Here is a 15,920-nt window from a genome sequence, read left to right as displayed (position 1 = left end):
AAAATTTACTGCTGGATATTCAAGGTCTTTTTCTTGGTGAACTTGGTCGGCAAAGTATTGGCCGGATCGTCGGGCCACAGGTGTTTAGGGTAGCGCCCACGCATCTCTTTTTTCACTTCGACATAGGGCCCTTGCCAAAAACTGGCCAGATCGGCCGTCAGCGCCAAAGGGCGCTGCGCCGGAGACAAGAGTTCCATGGTTACGATCAGTTCCCCTTGCAGCAGCGGCGGGCTTTCGGCCATGCCCAGCGCTTCCTGCAAGCGAACACTCAGCAGCGCCCGCCCGCCGGCATCATAGCGGATCGGTGCCCGGGTGCCCGTGGCCATTTTCCAATGGCTCGGCAGCCATTCATTCAGTGTCTGCTGCGCCTGCCACTCGAGGCGATTGAGCAGCAGCTGCTTGATATCCAATGCCATTAGTCCCTTTAGCTGCTTGATATCACTCAAAAACGGCTCCAACCACTCCTCAAGAGAATCCAGCAGCGCCGGATCGCTGCTGTCCGGAAATAGGCTCGGATCTTTGGATCTTGCCAGTGCCAGCCTGAACTGGAGCTGCCTGACATCCTCATCCATATTGAGCAGCGCCAAGCCTTTACTGCGCAGCAGCACCATAATCACCTGAGCCCTCAGCTTGGGATCCGCCTCTTCCTCGGCCTCCCGTTTGAGCACTATCTCCCCCAGACGCAGTTGGCGCTCGGCAAAGAAACGTCCCTTGGACTCATCCCAGCCCGCCTGCTGTTGCCAGGTACAGAGAAAGGCCAGCTCATTTTCCAGCAACCCCGCCGGTAACTCGGCCGCCAGGTAGATACGGCCGGCGCTGCGGCCCTCGGTTTCCTGGTAGTCGGCCACCACCAGAAACGCGCAGCCGCTGAGGCTGTCACCGGCATCGAGCACCACGCCGCTGCCATTGGCCAGTTGATAGCCCTCAACGCCTCTTGCCTTGGCTATCCTGTCAGGAAATGCCAACGCCAACAACAGGGCGCAATCGGCACGATTCGCCAATTTCAGAAAATCCGCCGCCTTGCCGTTAAGCCCCAAGTGTCTGAGCCAGTTGCCGACTTGTCTGGCCTCAAGGCCTTGAGTGGCCTGAGAAAGTTTATCCATGATATCGGCGTTGTTGCCCGCAAGGCTTCTGGCCTCCAATAAGGCAGCCAGCAGACAAGCCAGACCGGCGAGTTCGGGTTCGCCGCGCGCCTGCCCCAAACTCTGCGCCCGAAGCAGCATGTGCGCCAGCCGCGGCGCCGCCCCCAGTGCATAGGCCGCGCGGCCATGGGCGGTAAGCTTACGTTGCGGGTCTACCAATTGCAGCGACTGCAACAGCTGCCAGGCCACCGCCTCATTGGCTCTGGCCGGTGGTGTCAGTAAAGGCAAATCACTGAGGCTGCGCACGCCCCAACAGGCCGCATCCAGGGCCATGGAGAGCAAGTCGGCATGCAAGATTTCCGGCTCATCTGCCTGCGGCAAGCGGCCGTGCTCCTCCTGGCCCCAAAGCCTTAAGCAGAAACCCGCACTGGTGCGCCCCGCCCGCCCGGCTCTTTGAGTGGCCGATGCCTGGCTGATGCGCTTGAGTCCCAAACGGGTCACGCCGCTGCGGGGATTGAAACTGGCCTGGCGCTTGTAACCACTGTCCACCACCAGAGTAATCCCCTCTATGGTCAGACTGGATTCCGCCAGGTTGGTGGACAGCACCAGTTTACGCTCACCGGCATTGGCTGGGGCAATCGCCGCATCCTGCTCTTTGGCACTCAATGAACCATAAAGAGGACAAATGCGCACATTGGCCGCAACCCTGGATTGCAGATAGTGCTTGAGGCGCTGAATTTCCCCCTGTCCCGGCAGGAAGGCGAGTATCGAGCCCTGTTGCTGCGCTTCGCTAACCCCCAAAGCGCAGGCCTGCTGAGGGTCCAGCAGCGCCAGCAACTGCCGCCCCATGTGTTCAAGCCAAGGCGCCATGCCTGTGCCGGCCCCCGAACCGCTGCGCCTCTGCGCCGAAGCGGCGCTGTAGGCGATAGTCACAGGGTAGCTGCGGCCCTCACTGGCAAGCAGCTTGGCATCCGGCATCAAGGTTTGTAACGGCAAGCCTTCGAGCGTTGCCGACATGGCCAGCAAGTGCAAATCGTCCCGCAATGAGGCCTGCACTTCCAGTGCCAGCGCCAGACCGAGATCTGTGCTCAGATGGCGCTCATGGATCTCATCGAAAATGATCATGGCAACACCCTTGAGCTCAGGGTCCTGCTGGATCATGCGGGTCAGCACCCCCTCGGTGATGATCTCGAGTCGGGTGTTGCCACTGACCTGACTCTCACCGCGAACCCTGAACCCCACCTCTTGTCCCAGCGCCTGCCCTCTTTGGCGCGCCAAAAAGCCGGCGATGGCCCGCGCCGCCACCCGTCTGGGCTCAAGCATAAGGATCTTGCCGTCGATTTCCGGCCAGTCGAGCAGTGCCAAGGGCAACGCGGTGGATTTACCGGCTCCGGTAGGCGCTTCGAGGATAACTTGCCGACAACTGGCCAAGATTTGGCGCAGTTGAGGCAACAGGGATTGAATGGGTAAGTCGTTCAAGATTCAGGGCATGGCTTACAAAAACAGGCGCTCAGTGTAACCAGTTTCTGCCGCCGTGGCTAACCTAACGGGGGTGACTCGCTCAGCGCCAATAAGGGCCTGGGCTTGCCTATGGCGTAACCTTGAGCATAATCCACCCCCAGCTCCCGCAGTTTCGCCACTATGGCCTCGGTTTCCACAAACTCGGCAATAGTTTGAAACGCCATCTGCCTCCCCAACTGGCACATGGCGGCAATAATCGCCTGATCTGCCTTGTCTTCACAGAGATTGACCACAAACTGGCCATCAATCTTCACATAATCCACCGCCAACTGTTTCAGGTAAGCAAAAGAGGAAAAACCGGCGCCAAAGTCATCCATAGCCAGCTTACAACCCAAAGGTTTAAGCAGTTCAATCAACCTGTGGGCCTGCTCGAGCTGGCTGAGTACCGATGTTTCGGTGATTTCGATACACAGCTTATCGACCAACTCCGGCTCGGCCAGCAGACGCATCTCAAGCCAGTCCATAAACTCCTCATCCTCAAGCGAGGACGCCGAAAGATTCAGCGACACCAAAGACAGGGATTGCCACAACTCAAGATGCCGATTGCCCCAAAGCAGCAGATGATCTATCACCCAGCGATCCACTCTGGACGCCAGGTTATAGCGCTCGGCCGCCGGCAAAAATATTGCCGGTGACAACATCTCTCCCTCCTCCTGATACATACGCAGCAAGATCTCCAGGTGCATACCACTATCTGTGGCTTCCAGCGGGCGGATCTCCTGGAAGTAAAGCTCAAATTTGTCGTTGGCCAGGGCACCTAGGACATCGACCGAGGCGGTCATTTCGCTGTAGAGCCGCTTGAGGCGGGGATCGCTGCTGTCGTAGAGTAACCAGCCGTTGCGCCCCTGCTCCTTGGCCAGTCGGCAGGCGGCATCGGCCTGGCCCATGACGGTATAGATGTCCTGCGCCAATGGTTCCAACTGGGCTATGCCTATGCTGGCCGAGACCCCGTGTTTGCGGTTTTCCCAGTTGAATTCATGATTAAACAGCTGCTGACAGATACGCTCGGCGATATGTTTGGCCGACTCTGGGTTACAAAAATGCATCAGGATCCCGAACTCATCGCCGCCGAGTCTGGCCACCACATCCCCCTTGCGCACCAGCTGCTTGAGCCGCTGCGCCACCTGACACAAGAGCCTGTCACCCGCGATATGCCCGCTGACATTGTTGATCACCCGAAACTGATCCAGATCCACAAAGGCAATACACACAGGAGGAGCCTGTTCCTCGCCGAGCACTTTGGCCAGCAGAGCTTCGAAATGCACCCGATTGGGCAGGCCGGTCAGCGCATCATAATTGGCATGGAATGACAGCTCGCTGGCCAGCCTGTGACGTTCACTGACATCTTCGGCCATCAACACCAGGGTACGCTTATCAGCCTTGCTACGACTGATACTGAGCTTTTGCCAGGAGAGCTCCTGTCCATGCTGAAAACCAACCTCACACCAGGCCTGATTCAATACCCCATCGCGCACCACGGCCAGGGTATCGAGCAAAATGCCCTTGTCATCCTCACGCACCAAGGTCAGCAGATCCTGGCTATCAGCGGCTACCAGTGTCTGTTTGGCTATCCGGTTCATCATGGTCAGTTGGTTGCTGCTGTCCAACTGACCACAAGCCAGGGGTAACTGTTGGAACAGCTCCTGATACTTGCACTCACTGGCCAGCAGCGCCAAGGCGATACGGGTCAGTTCCATCGCCGAGCCTATCATGGCGGCCGCATGGCTAAGCTCATTGACAAAGTCCTCCTGCCAGCGCTTTTCACCACCGCATTGCAAGGCGCCTACGGCGATATGGGTATCCCCCAGATGCAGTGGCGGCAGAACCAGCAGGCTACGTACCTGCCACTGGCGTAAGAAACGTTTCTCTTCCTGAGCTTCCTTGGGAAGCTCCTCAATACTGTCCAGGGTCAGGAGTTTGGGATGGCGTAACAGATTGCGAAAAAAAGGCATGTTCCCTAATCCCCACTCACGGGTGCCTTGCAGAGTATTGAATTGGGGTTTGAGGTAGAGATTACGGGTCTTGAGCCGCCCTGGCGCCTTTCCGGCCGCCAGCACAAACACCCCGTCACAATCCAGTTGCCGGGTAATGATCTCCAGGGCACGATCAACATTCTGCTCCAGGGTGATCAACGGAGAATCGCTGAAGACATCCACCAGGGCATGTTGCAATTGATTGGCTAGACTCACGGGCATAGTGGGGTCATTTCCTTACGACTGTTCCTGAACTGAAGAATCCATCTGATACCATTATGCTTCCATTTTAACGCAGTGAGTCAACTCTAATGCAAAATGGTATAAGCCACAGTATAGGTCAAGCACCTAACCGGAAACGAAAAATGAGCCCAATTACGCCTAAAAGACTATTTCTCGGATTTGCGCCAACCGCGGCAGAAAAAACCAGCCTACTGAAGTTGCAGCAAGCTTGTGAACAAGCTGATGAGCAGTCAGGCCCCGGTCTAAAAAAAGTGACTGCGGCCAATCTGCATTTAACCCTGGCGTTTCTCGGCCAGGTGACGGCAAAACAGCAGAGGGATTTACTCGCCGCCATTCCCGGCTTGCCCCTGAAACACTTTCGGGTGCGGCTCGAGCATCTCTGTTTCTGGCCCGGGCCGAAAATACTCTGCCTGACCGGCACAGCCGAAGATCCGGTACTGATGGCGCTCGCCAAGGCGGCGCAACAACTGGCGGACGACCTTGGGCTGCATAGCAGCGAATATGATTATCGCCCCCACATCACCTTGATGCGAAGGGCCGGCAACCTACCGAAACTCGAACATATTCCAACGCTCGATTTAACGCCAAGCGAGCTGCAACTCTACGAGTCTTTGAGTACTCCAACCGGCGTCGAGTACCGGATATTGGCCAGCTGGCCTTTAAGCGACTGAATCACTTAAGCGCCTTGTGCATCACCACGCAGTCAAGCACTATGCCTCTTGGGGAGTGGTATTGGCTTATCCCCTCACCGCAAAAGCCACTGCTACGATAGAAGTCGGCGGCATTGAGGGTAGACTCCAGCGTCAGCGCTGTCACGCCTCTTTCACGCGCCAAAGACTCGAGATGAGCGAGTAAGTCGCGCCCGAGCCCTTGCCCCATGGCTTGTGGATGCACGAACAGGGCTTCAATTCGGTCGTTATCCAGCATGCCGGTCGCCAGTATTTTTCCCTGATGTTCGAGCAGATAAAAGTCTCTCTCCACCATAGTGAGAAAGGCTTGGGGCATCTCACCCTGGGTCCAAATTCTGAGCTCTGCCTTTGTGTAAAACCCCTGACAACCGGCCTGAATCGCCAGATTGCGGATATCCCAGGCAACTTGCGCGTCTTCCTTTCTCGCCTTGCGTAACTTCATCCTGCACTTCCCTTTGTTGAAAAAATAGCGATACACCTGCATTAAAAAGCCGCCCAGTGGGCGGCTTGGTTAGGACGTTAATTCCCTAAGGCTCAGTCCACCAACAGTTCGGCTATGGTCAACATACCGTGAGTCGTGGCCCCAGCAGCCCAGAGGGCCGAAGCGTTGTCTTCAAATGCGGCGGCCAGATCGATATGCAGCCAATCAACCCCTTCATTGACAAAACGCCACAGGAAACCGGCGGCATTGGAAGCGCCACCGGCGCCGCCACCTTTTACAGGGCGGCTGTTGGCGGTATCGGCATAAGCTGATGGGCACATCTCTTTATGCCAAGGCTCCAGCGGCAAAGGCCAAACATTTTCAGCCACTAGAGCCGCCTTTTGCTGCGTCAACGCCAGCAATGGCTGGCTGGGGGAGAAGATGGCGTTGTAGTTGCGGCCAACGGCCATCACAGCGGCGCCGGTCAGGGTGGCGGCATCAATAACCCGAGTCGCACCGCTGGCGCAGGCGGCCTGCAGACCATCGGCCAGCACCAAGCGTCCCTCGGCATCGGTATTGACCACTTCAACCGTGGTGCCATTCTTGTAAGTCAGAATATCGCCCAGCTTATAGGCACGACCACTTATGAGGTTCTCGGCGCAGCAAAGGTAGAGTTTGACCCGCTTGTCGAGACCATTCTGAATCGCCAGCCCCAGCGCCGCAGTAACAGTTGCCGCGCCGCCCATATCTGCCTTCATGCCCAGCATGCCTTCGGAAGCCTTGATGCTGTATCCACCTGAGTCAAAGGTGATCCCCTTACCTACCAGCGCCACAGACACGGGAGCATCTTCCCCCAGAGGGTTGAAGTCCAGTTCCAGCAACGCAGGTGGCCTTTCGCTGCCGCGGCCAACCGCATGAATGCCTATCCACTGCTCCTGCAGCAAGGCTTCTCCTTCAACTATCCGGTAGCTGACCTTGTCACCACCGAGCTCGGCCAGCCAATTGGCCGCCTGCTGCGCCAGTTTCAGTGGTGGCAGGTTTTCCGGGGTTTCATTGATAAGGCTGCGGGCAAACGATGCACTGTAAGCCCTGCTGGTCAGCGCGCCCTTGAGCGCCTCATCACCGGCCCACTGGATCTCATGGCCGCCTTTGGCAGTGACAAAGCCCTGGGCAAAGGCCCACTGACTGTTGAGGTCCCAACCCTCTCCCGCCAAAGACACCTGATTGATCCCCTGGTTACGCAGCTTGCGGGCGGCCATCTGAATTTGTCGCAGGACATCGTTTCCCTGCAGGTGGATCTGAGCCTGCTCAGCATTGTAGGTTACATCGGCCTTGCCCCAATGGGCCGCTGGGGCCTCATGGGTCAGCACTATCTTCATGGATTGACTCATTTCGATTCCTTCTTCTTTTATATGTAGTGAACGCAAGGCGTCACAATTGCGTCCAGTGTACTGCATTCCTGCCCGGCACTTGAAGCCCCGCGCCGAGTGAGAATTGTTGCCAACTGTAAAGCCTGCTAGGCTTGGGAGTTTTCAATCACTTCAGGGAGATGGGGATGGAGTTTATCCCGCCACTGCAATCCGGCATTTTGATCCAAAGGTATAAACGCTTTCTGGCCGATGTCAGGCTGGATGATGGCACTGAAATTACCCTGCACTGCCCCAATACGGGTTCGATGAAGAACTGCCAGTTCCCCGGCGAGCGGGTTTGGTTCTCCTTTTCTGACAATCCCAAGCGTAAATACGCCCACACCTGGGAGCTGATGCAAACCCCTGACGGCGACCTGATTGGAATCAATACAGGCCGGGCCAATGCCCTGGTAGAGGAAGGGATCCAAACGGGTGTCATCAAGGAACTACAGGGATACAAGGGCCTCAAACGGGAAGTGAAATACGGTGATGAAAACAGCCGTATCGATATCTTTCTCAGCGAAGGGGCTGAGGCTGATTGCTATATCGAAGTGAAGAACACCACTCTTTTGGAAGAGGGACACGGTTACTTCCCCGATGCCGTCACCAGCCGAGGGCAAAAACACTTACGGGAACTGATGTCCGTGGTCAAAAGTGGCCAACGAGGGGTATTGGTGTTTTTAGTGCAACATACCGGCATAAAAACCGTATCAGCAGCCCGCCATATAGATTCAAAATATGCTGAATTATTGAACGAAGCCATAGATACCGGGGTAGAAGTGCTGGCCTATGCCACAAGCCTTGCCCCAGAAGGCTTCAGGGTGGAATCCAGGCTCGAATTTATCCGCTGAACCAGCTGTAAAAAGTGATAAAAAGTTGATTTAATCGGGTTTAGCAGACATATTCAAATAATTAGCAATAAGTAAATCGAAATATTTGCCTAGGTAGAGAGATTCTGATATAGATAGCGGCCGTTCATAAGAACGCCCTACGACGCAAATGGAAACAGGAGATGCGTTATGCCTGAAGGCACTAAAAAACTTGGTGTACTCGCTATCGCTGGTGTAGACCCTTACCAGGAAAAACCCGGTGAGGAGTACATGAACTCGGAACAACTGAGTCACTTCAAAACCATTCTTGAAGCATGGAGGAATCAGTTGCGTCAAGAGGTGGATCGCACTCTCACCCATATGCAGGATGAAGCTGCAAACTTCCCGGATCCGGTTGACCGTGCCGCCCAGGAAGAAGAGTTCAGCCTCGAACTGCGCGCCCGCGACCGCGAACGTAAGCTGATCAAGAAGATCGAAAAGACACTGCAGAAAATTGAAGAAGATGACTTCGGTTTCTGCGAATCCTGCGGCGTCGAAATCGGCATCCGTCGTCTGGAAGCCAGACCGACAGCCGATCTGTGTATCGACTGCAAAACGCTGGCAGAGATCAAAGAAAAACAGATGGCAGGTTAATCTCATCTGCCACAGCGCGGGGCCAAGTGTTACACTGGCCCCGCGATTTTTTTTGTCACTCAGCCCTTGATGAACAACACTTCCTACATAGGCCGTTTCGCCCCCTCGCCTTCAGGCTCTTTGCATTTTGGCTCTCTTGTTGCCGCCCTCGGCAGTTATCTGCGCGCCCGCTCAAAGCAAGGGCAGTGGTTGCTGAGAATAGAAGATATCGACCCCCCGAGAGAAGTCAGCGGCGCCGCCGATGACATAATGTATACTCTGGAAGCCTTCGGCTTGCACTGGGATGGCAAAGTGCTGTACCAGAGCCAGCGTTTGCAAGACTATCAACAACATATAGATGCCTTGCTGAAATCCAATCAAGCCTACTATTGTCAGTGCACCCGCAAACAGATCCAGCAAAGAGGCGGCGTTTATGATGGCCGCTGCCGGGAATTGCAACTCAAACAAGGCGCCATTCGCATTCACAACCAAATGGCGGTCGCCCGGTTTATCGATGACCATCTGGGTGAAGTTTGTGTCGACCCGGCCTTCGCCGCAGAAGACTTTATTATCAAGCGCAGCGATGGCCTGTACGCCTATCAACTGGCAGTGGTACTGGACGACGCCTTTCAAGGCATCACAGAAATCGTCCGCGGCGCCGATCTCTTGGAGGCCAGTTGCCGACAGATAAGCCTGTATCGACAATTCGGGTTTCAGGAACCGAGCTTTTTTCATCTGCCACTGGCCAGCACCCAGGCAGGACTCAAGCTCTCCAAGCAAAACCATGCCACGCCGGTGGATAAACGCCATCCACAGCCGGCGCTGCTGGCGGCACTCGAGTTTCTCGGCCAGGCTGCTGTCACGCCCGAAGCCGATGTGACTCAGATGTTGGCTCAGGCGGTGGCTCAGTTTGATCCAGACTGCATTCCCAAACAGACAGAGATCCTCATCGGCCGCTGATATACTCATCGTCCGCTATTTGGTATATCATAGCCGCCAGTTTTTAACCCTTATTTTGCGTTAACGTTCCGAGGTGTCCCATTTTTCGCCGTATCAGTCAGTTTTGTAAGCAGTTGTTTGACGATAGTCAGACAGCCAAGGCTCAACAAGAAGACAACACAGACACAGGTTTAAGCCTGGAGGTTATTCCGCGCGATGGCCACAGCATTTCCCGCAGACAGATTAGCGAGAATGCGCTCAAGGTTTTGTACCGCCTGCATAAGTCTGGCTTTAACGCCTATCTGGTTGGTGGCGGCGTACGCGATCTGCTACTGGGACTGGAGCCGAAAGACTTTGACGTGGTCACCAATGCCACTCCGGAAGAGATCAAGAAGCTGTTTCGCAACTGCCGCCTGGTTGGCCGTCGTTTCCGCCTGGCCCATATCGTCTTTGGTCGGGATGTTATTGAAGTGGCTACCTTCCGCGGCCACCACGGCAACAGCGAAGAGAAGATTTCCAAGGTCAATTCGGCCGGACGACTGCTGCGCGACAATGTTTATGGCGACATAGATGAGGACGCCGAGCGCCGGGACTTTACCGTCAACGCCCTCTATTACAATATTGCCGACTACTCCATTCGCAGCTATGGCGGCGGTATTCATGATCTTAAGGCCAGAAGCCTGCGACTGATTGGCGATCCCGAAACCCGTTACCGAGAAGACCCGGTACGTATGCTGCGGGCCGTGCGCTTTGCCACCAAGCTTGGGATGTCCATCGACAAGCGCACCGCGGCCCCCATCAAGAGCCTGGCTCCGCTGCTGAAAGATATTCCGGCGGCGCGTATGTATGAAGAAGTGCTCAAGCTGTTCTTCGCCGGTAAGGCGCTGAACAACTATCAGATGATGCGCGAATACCAACTGTTTGCGCCAATATTCCCTCTGGTGGAAAGCCTGCTGCGGGACGATCCCAAGGGCCCGGCCGCCAGACTGTTGAGCGAAATGATGCACAACACAGATGTGCGCGTCGGTGAAGACAAGCCTGTGACTCCTGCCTTCTTCTATGCCGCGCTTCTTTGGTATCCGCTGCAAAACCGCGCCCAGGATATCGCTCTGGAAAGCGGTCTCAGCCCCTATGATGCCTTCTTTGCTGCCATGGGCGATGTGCTTGAGCAGCAGTGTCGCTCGGTAAGTATCCCCCGCCGCTTCAGCACTCCGGCGCGGGATATTTGGCAGTTACAGATGCGCTTTGAACGCTCTCAAGGGGGCCGCGCCTTTAAACTGATGGAGCATCCCAAGTTCCGCGCCGCCTATGACCTCTTGCTGCTCAGAGCCAATGCCGAAGGCGGCAATCTGGCCAAGCAAGCCAGTTGGTGGCAACAGTTTGTCGAGTCTGATGATGATAAAAGGCAACAGCTGATACGTAGCGGCAACAAAACCGGCGGCAGCCGCAACCGTAACGCCAATCAACGCCGGCGCCGTAAGCCTCGTCGCCCAAGCGAAAAACCACAGGCGGCCGAGTAAGATGACCGGAGTCTATGTGGCGCTGGGCGCCAACCTGGACTCTCCCGAGCGCCAGCTTGATAGTGCTTGCATGGCGCTGCAACAACTGCCGCGGCAAAACAGCTTTCGCGTTTCATCCTACTATCGTTCGGTTCCCATGGGCGATGTTCCCCAGCCTGACTATGTCAATGCGGTGGCCTATTTCGAAACCGAACTGGCGCCACTGGAACTCCTTGACGCCTTGCAGGCAATCGAACTGCAACAGGGGCGACAACGCCTGGTGCGCTGGGGCCCCAGAACCCTGGATCTGGACTTGCTGCTCTACGGCGATGAGCAGATACAGACCCCAAGGCTCACAGTGCCCCACTACGGCATCAAGAGCCGCGAGTTTGTCCTCATTCCACTGGAAGAGCTCAATCCTTCACTGGTGCTGCCTTGCGGCACCGGCATAGCCACACTGATCACCGATGCCATGCGCCAATCGCTGCAACTGATCCATCCCTCAGGCTGAGAACCTGAGCCGGATCGTTGCAGTTCAAAGCCTCATGGCATATAACACCACTTCACTCGGTTAATAAGAAGAGCATTATGTCTAAAATCACCACAGCTACCCTGCGTAAATTCAAGCAGGAAGGTAGAAAGTTTACCGCTCTGACCGCTTATGACGCCAGTTTTGCCGCCGCTTTTGACAGCGAAGGTGTAGACGTCCTGCTGGTAGGAGACTCACTGGGAATGGTTCTGCAAGGGCACGATGATACCTTGCCGGTCAGTGTCGAGGAGATGGCCTATCACACCCGTTGTGTTCGCCGTGGCATCAGCCGCAGTTTGTTGATGGCCGATCTGCCCTTCATGAGTTATGCCACTCCCGAACAGGCGATGACCAATGCCACCAAACTGATGCAGGCCGGTGCCAACATGGTCAAGATTGAAGGTGGCCAATGGTTGCTGGAAACGGTTTCCATGTTGACCGAGCGCGGTATTCCCGTCTGTGCTCATATAGGACTGACACCACAATCGGTGCACGTATTCGGTGGTTTCAAGGTGCAGGGCCGCGATGCCGATAACGCCCAGCGGATCCTGGATGAAGCCAAGGCGCTGGAAGCGGCCGGGGCCCAACTCTTGGTACTCGAATGTATCCCGGCAGCATTGGCAAAACAGATAACCGAAGCGCTGCAAATTCCGGTAATCGGCATAGGTGCCGGCAAGGATACCGATGGCCAAATCCTGGTAATGCACGATGTACTCGGGATCTCCAGCGGCTATATCCCACGCTTTTCCAAGAACTACCTCAAGCAGACAGGTGAAATCCGTGAGGCCGTAAAGGCCTATATCGATGAAGTTCAGCAGGGACAATTCCCCGCAGAAGAGCACACCTTTAACTAAACCGGGGAGTTTCGCCAGATTATGCTGACCACAGCCAAGATAGATGAGATCCGCACCCGGGTGCGGGAGTGGCGCCAAAAGGGGGAAACCGTAGCCTTTGTCCCTACCATGGGCAATCTGCACCAGGGGCATGTGAGTTTAATCCTCGAAGCCGCGCGCCGCGCCGATCACGTGGTGGCCTCGATTTTTGTCAACCCATTGCAGTTTGGCAAGAATGAGGATCTCGATGCTTATCCCCGTACTCTGGGTGCCGATCAGCAAAAACTGACCGAAGCCGGCTGCGAGCTACTGTTTACCCCAACCCCTGAGCTTATCTACCCCAAAGGACTGGACGCCCAGACCTTTGTGGAAGTTCCAGGGATCTCCGATGAGCTTTGCGGCGCCAGCCGTCCAGGGCATTTTCGCGGGGTCGCGACCATAGTCTGTAAGCTATTCAATATAGTGCAGCCGGATATCGCCCTGTTTGGTCGTAAGGATTACCAGCAGCTTTTGGTGATCAAGACCATGGTGAGCGACCTGTCGCTGCCCATCGAGGTCATAGGGGTAGAAACCGTTCGCGAGGATTCCGGCCTGGCGCTGAGTTCGCGCAACGGCTATCTCACAGAAGCCGAAAAGGCGCTGGCGCCCAAGCTCAAGGCCGCCATGGATAAACTGGCCGAGGCAATTGTACTGGGGCAGGATATCGACCAGGCCATCAGCGATACCAAAGAGTTCCTGCGCGCCGCCGGGCTTGAGCCCGACTATCTGGAAGTGCGTGAGGCTTCAAGCCTCAAACCTGTAAGCAGCGATGACAAGTCGCTGGTGATCCTGGCCGCCGCTTATCTTGGCAAGGCTCGCCTCATAGACAATATGACGCTGTCACGCTGATATCTTTTCTTTAGGGAGGGGAAATCTTCCCCTCTTTCTTCCGAAGACCTTTTCCAGGTCGCCAAAAAAATTTCCTTAGTCAAAAACTGGTCTTCAATAAAGGTTTGAGTCATATTGGTTACACTTGTTTTTGATATGTGACGAAAGGATTCCCACCCCAATGTTGCCCGGACAGCCCAGACTCTGGCTCTTTGCTGCGTTGCTGCTCGCTTGGCAAGTTCAGGCAGGTACCGTCTATAAATGTATCAAAGAGGACAAGGTGGTATTCAGCCAGCAACCCTGCCCGCAAGCCTTCAAACAGCACAGAATTGAATACCAGTATGGCGTGACCACGGAAACGGCCGAGGGAGAAAGCCTTGATCCGCTGCAATCCCTTTTAGAGAACGACAGCCTGCCCGAAGACAAGCTATTACAGCGACTGGAAGCCGAAGTCTATCGGCTACAGCAGGAAAACAGCTATCTGGAAATACTGCGAACCAGCGAGCTACAAAAGCAGGAGCGGCAACGCTATTGGCAGAAGCGGGAGCGGGAAGATCCCGCATTTGTTGAGCAACGCAGCAAAATAAACGCCCACTTTGATGAGCTCAAACGCGCCAATGATGACAAGATAGCCAAGCTGCAGCAACACAGACAGTTGCTGCAGCAAAAAAACTAGGCTCAGCCCTGAGTCAGCTGCGCAGTCCTATCCCACGAGAGATCAGATAATAGGCCAGCAACCACAGACCCGCACAAAACCCCAGCATCACCCCAATCGACAGCGGCACGCTCATATCGGCAAATCCCAGGAAACCATAGCGAAACACGTTGATCATATACACCACAGGGTTCAGCGCCGATACGCCACGCCAAAAGTCAGGCAGCAGCGACAGCGAGTAAAACACCCCACCAAGATAGGTCAGCGGCGTCAACACAAAGGTGGGGATGATGCTGATGTCGTCGAAGCTCTTGGCAAACACGGCATTGATAAGGCCGCCAAGGGCAAACAGCACTGAGGTCAGAAACACTGTGACTATCACCAATCCCAAGTGCTGCACACTGAGATCGACAAAGAACATGGCTACCAGGGTTACTATCAGGCCTACCAGCAAGCCACGGGCGACACCGCCACCGACATAGCCGGCTATCATCACATAATGAGGCACAGGCGCCACTATCAGCTCTTCCAGGTTACGTTGGAACTTGGCACTGAAAAAAGAAGACGCCACATTGGAATAGGAGTTGGTGATCACCGACATCATGATAAGACCCGGGGCGATAAACTCCATGTAGGACACACCGCCCATCTCACCGATGCGACTGCCCACCAGATTACCGAAGATCAGAAAATACAGTGTCATGGTGATCGCCGGCGGTACCAGCGTCTGTATCCAAATGCGGGTAAAGCGGGTAATTTCCTTGATTAAAATACTCTTGAAGGCAACCAGATACAGACCTCTCATACCTGGCCTCCTTGGGCATTTTCAACCAGTTTCACAAACAACTCCTCCAATCGATTGGCCTTGTTACGCATGGATAGCACCTCAACCTCCTGCTCAGTCAGTAAACCGAAGACGGCGTTCAGGCTATGGGACTTCAGCAAATCTACTTCCAGGGTCGCCGGATCGGTAAGCCTGACTGTAATATCGCCAAGCTTGGGCACCTCAACAAGCGGCTGCTTGATATCCAACACAAAGGTTTCCATATCCAGTTTCGACAACAGGGATTTCATACTGGTGCACTCCACCAGCACGCCCTTATCGATAATGCCTATGTTGCGGCAGAGCATTTCCGCTTCTTCCAGATAGTGGGTCGTCAGTATGATGGTGACGCCCTCAGCGTTGATTTTTTTGAGAAACTCCCACATGGAGCGCCGCAGCTCTATATCCACCCCGGCGGTGGGCTCATCGAGGATCAAAAGTTTGGGCTCGTGCATCAAGGCCCTGGCTATCATCAAACGCCGCTTCATGCCGCCGGAAAGCTGCCGGGATTGGCTGTTGCGCTTGTCCCAGAGATCCAGTTGCCTGAGGTATTTCTCAGCCCGCTTGTGGGCTTCGGCTCTGGGCACACCGTAATAACCGGCCTGGTTAACCACGATTTGCAGCACAGTCTCAAACTGGTTGAAGTTGAATTCCTGCGGCACCAGGCCGATACACAACTTGGCCTGCTCCAGCTCTTTATCCAGATCATGGCCAAAGACCCGCACACTGCCGCCACTCTTGTGCACCAGCGAGCTTATGATGCCGATAGTGGTGGACTTACCGGCACCGTTGGGGCCGAGCAAGGCAAAAAAGTCGCCCTGAGCCACATTCAGGCTAATCCCTTTGACGGCTTCGACACCGCCCTTATAGGTCTTCTTAAGATTGTCCAGCTCCAACGCCAGAGCTTTGGTCGTCATAGATGTTTCTCCTAAAGAGCCTCCAATACCTGAGGTATCGGCAGCGGCCCGGGACGCAAAAAGCAAGACTCCCGCCGT

15 protein-coding genes are annotated in these 15,920 nt (G+C 55.3%); 9 read left to right on the top strand and 6 right to left on the bottom strand.

Going from position 1 to position 15,920, the window contains the following annotated elements:
* Positions 1–5: 5 nt before the first annotated feature.
* Together hrpB and ACMHXE_RS05320 are read right to left on the bottom strand one after the other, a co-directional pair.
* On the bottom strand, positions 6–2,561 hold the full coding sequence (hrpB, locus tag ACMHXE_RS05325) for an ATP-dependent helicase HrpB (RefSeq protein WP_413731591.1): 2,556 nt from the start codon (positions 2,559–2,561) through the stop codon (positions 6–8).
* Positions 2,562–2,620: 59 nt separating this feature from the next.
* A complete protein-coding gene (locus tag ACMHXE_RS05320; protein ID WP_101053680.1) occupies positions 2,621–4,798 on the bottom strand; it encodes a putative bifunctional diguanylate cyclase/phosphodiesterase in 2,178 nt (725 codons plus the stop codon).
* Positions 4,799–4,941: 143 nt separating this feature from the next.
* Here ACMHXE_RS05320 and thpR point away from each other — a divergent pair, with 143 nt between their 5' ends.
* Positions 4,942–5,490: an RNA 2',3'-cyclic phosphodiesterase gene (thpR, locus tag ACMHXE_RS05315; protein ID WP_101053683.1), complete on the top strand. Its 549-nt coding sequence runs from the start codon at positions 4,942–4,944 to the stop codon at positions 5,488–5,490.
* 1 nt (position 5,491) lies between these two features.
* On the opposite strand, the gene ACMHXE_RS05310 is transcribed toward thpR, so the two are convergent.
* Together ACMHXE_RS05310 and pepB are read right to left on the bottom strand one after the other, a co-directional pair.
* Positions 5,492–5,950 (bottom strand): GNAT family N-acetyltransferase, encoded by a 459-nt coding sequence (locus ACMHXE_RS05310; RefSeq protein WP_335916889.1) that lies wholly within the window; start codon positions 5,948–5,950, stop codon positions 5,492–5,494.
* 92 nt (positions 5,951–6,042) lie between these two features.
* Complete coding sequence (gene pepB, locus ACMHXE_RS05305; protein ID WP_413731588.1) at positions 6,043–7,320, bottom strand: aminopeptidase PepB; 1,278 nt, start codon at positions 7,318–7,320, stop codon at positions 6,043–6,045.
* A gap of 164 nt (positions 7,321–7,484) precedes the next feature.
* On the opposite strand from pepB, the gene sfsA reads away from it, so the two are divergent.
* The 8 genes from sfsA to ACMHXE_RS05265 all read left to right on the top strand — a co-directional run bounded on the left by sfsA (position 7,485) and on the right by ACMHXE_RS05265 (position 14,123).
* Complete coding sequence (gene sfsA, locus ACMHXE_RS05300; RefSeq protein WP_101053691.1) at positions 7,485–8,189, top strand: DNA/RNA nuclease SfsA; 705 nt, start codon at positions 7,485–7,487, stop codon at positions 8,187–8,189.
* Positions 8,190–8,357: 168 nt separating this feature from the next.
* Positions 8,358–8,801: an RNA polymerase-binding protein DksA gene (gene dksA, locus ACMHXE_RS05295; protein ID WP_101053694.1), complete on the top strand. Its 444-nt coding sequence runs from the start codon at positions 8,358–8,360 to the stop codon at positions 8,799–8,801.
* A 69-nt stretch (positions 8,802–8,870) separates the two neighbouring features.
* A complete protein-coding gene (gluQRS, locus tag ACMHXE_RS05290) occupies positions 8,871–9,740 on the top strand; it encodes a tRNA glutamyl-Q(34) synthetase GluQRS (protein WP_413731586.1) in 870 nt (289 codons plus the stop codon).
* 113 nt (positions 9,741–9,853) lie between these two features.
* Positions 9,854–11,239, top strand: a complete 1,386-nt coding sequence (locus ACMHXE_RS05285) for a polynucleotide adenylyltransferase PcnB (protein WP_224866146.1) — start codon at positions 9,854–9,856, stop codon at positions 11,237–11,239.
* Position 11,240: 1 nt separating this feature from the next.
* Positions 11,241–11,729 carry a 2-amino-4-hydroxy-6-hydroxymethyldihydropteridine diphosphokinase gene (folK, locus tag ACMHXE_RS05280; RefSeq protein ID WP_101053701.1) on the top strand — a complete coding sequence of 163 codons (489 nt, stop codon included), beginning with the start codon at positions 11,241–11,243 and terminating at the stop codon, positions 11,727–11,729.
* A 77-nt stretch (positions 11,730–11,806) separates the two neighbouring features.
* Entirely contained in the window at positions 11,807–12,601 is a 795-nt protein-coding gene (gene panB, locus ACMHXE_RS05275) for a 3-methyl-2-oxobutanoate hydroxymethyltransferase (protein ID WP_101053703.1), read from the top strand.
* A gap of 21 nt (positions 12,602–12,622) precedes the next feature.
* Positions 12,623–13,468 carry a pantoate--beta-alanine ligase gene (gene panC / locus ACMHXE_RS05270; RefSeq protein ID WP_165565550.1) on the top strand — a complete coding sequence of 282 codons (846 nt, stop codon included), beginning with the start codon at positions 12,623–12,625 and terminating at the stop codon, positions 13,466–13,468.
* A gap of 160 nt (positions 13,469–13,628) precedes the next feature.
* The gene (locus ACMHXE_RS05265; RefSeq protein WP_101053709.1) at positions 13,629–14,123 is read left to right on the top strand and encodes a DUF4124 domain-containing protein; all 495 of its coding nucleotides are present in this window, start codon (positions 13,629–13,631) and stop codon (positions 14,121–14,123) included.
* A gap of 13 nt (positions 14,124–14,136) precedes the next feature.
* Here the strand turns inward: ACMHXE_RS05265 and ACMHXE_RS05260 are convergent, their stop codons facing one another.
* Together ACMHXE_RS05260 and ACMHXE_RS05255 are read right to left on the bottom strand one after the other, a co-directional pair.
* Complete coding sequence (locus tag ACMHXE_RS05260; protein WP_071475780.1) at positions 14,137–14,907, bottom strand: ABC transporter permease; 771 nt, start codon at positions 14,905–14,907, stop codon at positions 14,137–14,139.
* A complete protein-coding gene (locus ACMHXE_RS05255) occupies positions 14,904–15,842 on the bottom strand; it encodes an ABC transporter ATP-binding protein (protein WP_413731583.1) in 939 nt (312 codons plus the stop codon). The genes ACMHXE_RS05260 and ACMHXE_RS05255 overlap by 4 nt, the downstream gene beginning before the upstream one ends.
* Between the last annotated feature and the right edge of the window lie 78 nt (positions 15,843–15,920).

The organism is Shewanella sp. BJSY2023SW007 (assembly GCF_047314525.1).
Lineage (GTDB): Bacteria > Pseudomonadota > Gammaproteobacteria > Enterobacterales > Shewanellaceae > Shewanella > Shewanella chilikensis.
The sequence above is the reverse complement of the archived record's forward strand: the minus strand, read 5'-3'. Positions and strand labels throughout refer to the sequence as shown.

What these genes read in the sequence shown, in the direction of transcription:
- ACMHXE_RS05320 (WP_101053680.1), bottom strand. Translation starts at nt 4,798, where the DNA reads ATGCCCGTGAGTCTAGCCAATCAATTGCAACATGCCCTGGTGGATGTC.
- ACMHXE_RS05310 (WP_335916889.1), bottom strand. Translation starts at nt 5,950, where the DNA reads ATGAAGTTACGCAAGGCGAGAAAGGAAGACGCGCAAGTTGCCTGGGAT.
- sfsA (WP_101053691.1), top strand. Translation starts at nt 7,485, where the DNA reads ATGGAGTTTATCCCGCCACTGCAATCCGGCATTTTGATCCAAAGGTAT.
- gluQRS (WP_413731586.1), top strand. Translation starts at nt 8,871, where the DNA reads ATGAACAACACTTCCTACATAGGCCGTTTCGCCCCCTCGCCTTCAGGC.
- panC (WP_165565550.1), top strand. Translation starts at nt 12,623, where the DNA reads ATGCTGACCACAGCCAAGATAGATGAGATCCGCACCCGGGTGCGGGAG.
- ACMHXE_RS05255 (WP_413731583.1), bottom strand. Translation starts at nt 15,842, where the DNA reads ATGACGACCAAAGCTCTGGCGTTGGAGCTGGACAATCTTAAGAAGACC.
- thpR (WP_101053683.1), top strand. Translation starts at nt 4,942, where the DNA reads ATGAGCCCAATTACGCCTAAAAGACTATTTCTCGGATTTGCGCCAACC.
- dksA (WP_101053694.1), top strand. Translation starts at nt 8,358, where the DNA reads ATGCCTGAAGGCACTAAAAAACTTGGTGTACTCGCTATCGCTGGTGTA.
- ACMHXE_RS05265 (WP_101053709.1), top strand. Translation starts at nt 13,629, where the DNA reads ATGTTGCCCGGACAGCCCAGACTCTGGCTCTTTGCTGCGTTGCTGCTC.
- panB (WP_101053703.1), top strand. Translation starts at nt 11,807, where the DNA reads ATGTCTAAAATCACCACAGCTACCCTGCGTAAATTCAAGCAGGAAGGT.
- pepB (WP_413731588.1), bottom strand. Translation starts at nt 7,320, where the DNA reads ATGAGTCAATCCATGAAGATAGTGCTGACCCATGAGGCCCCAGCGGCC.
- folK (WP_101053701.1), top strand. Translation starts at nt 11,241, where the DNA reads ATGACCGGAGTCTATGTGGCGCTGGGCGCCAACCTGGACTCTCCCGAG.
- ACMHXE_RS05260 (WP_071475780.1), bottom strand. Translation starts at nt 14,907, where the DNA reads ATGAGAGGTCTGTATCTGGTTGCCTTCAAGAGTATTTTAATCAAGGAA.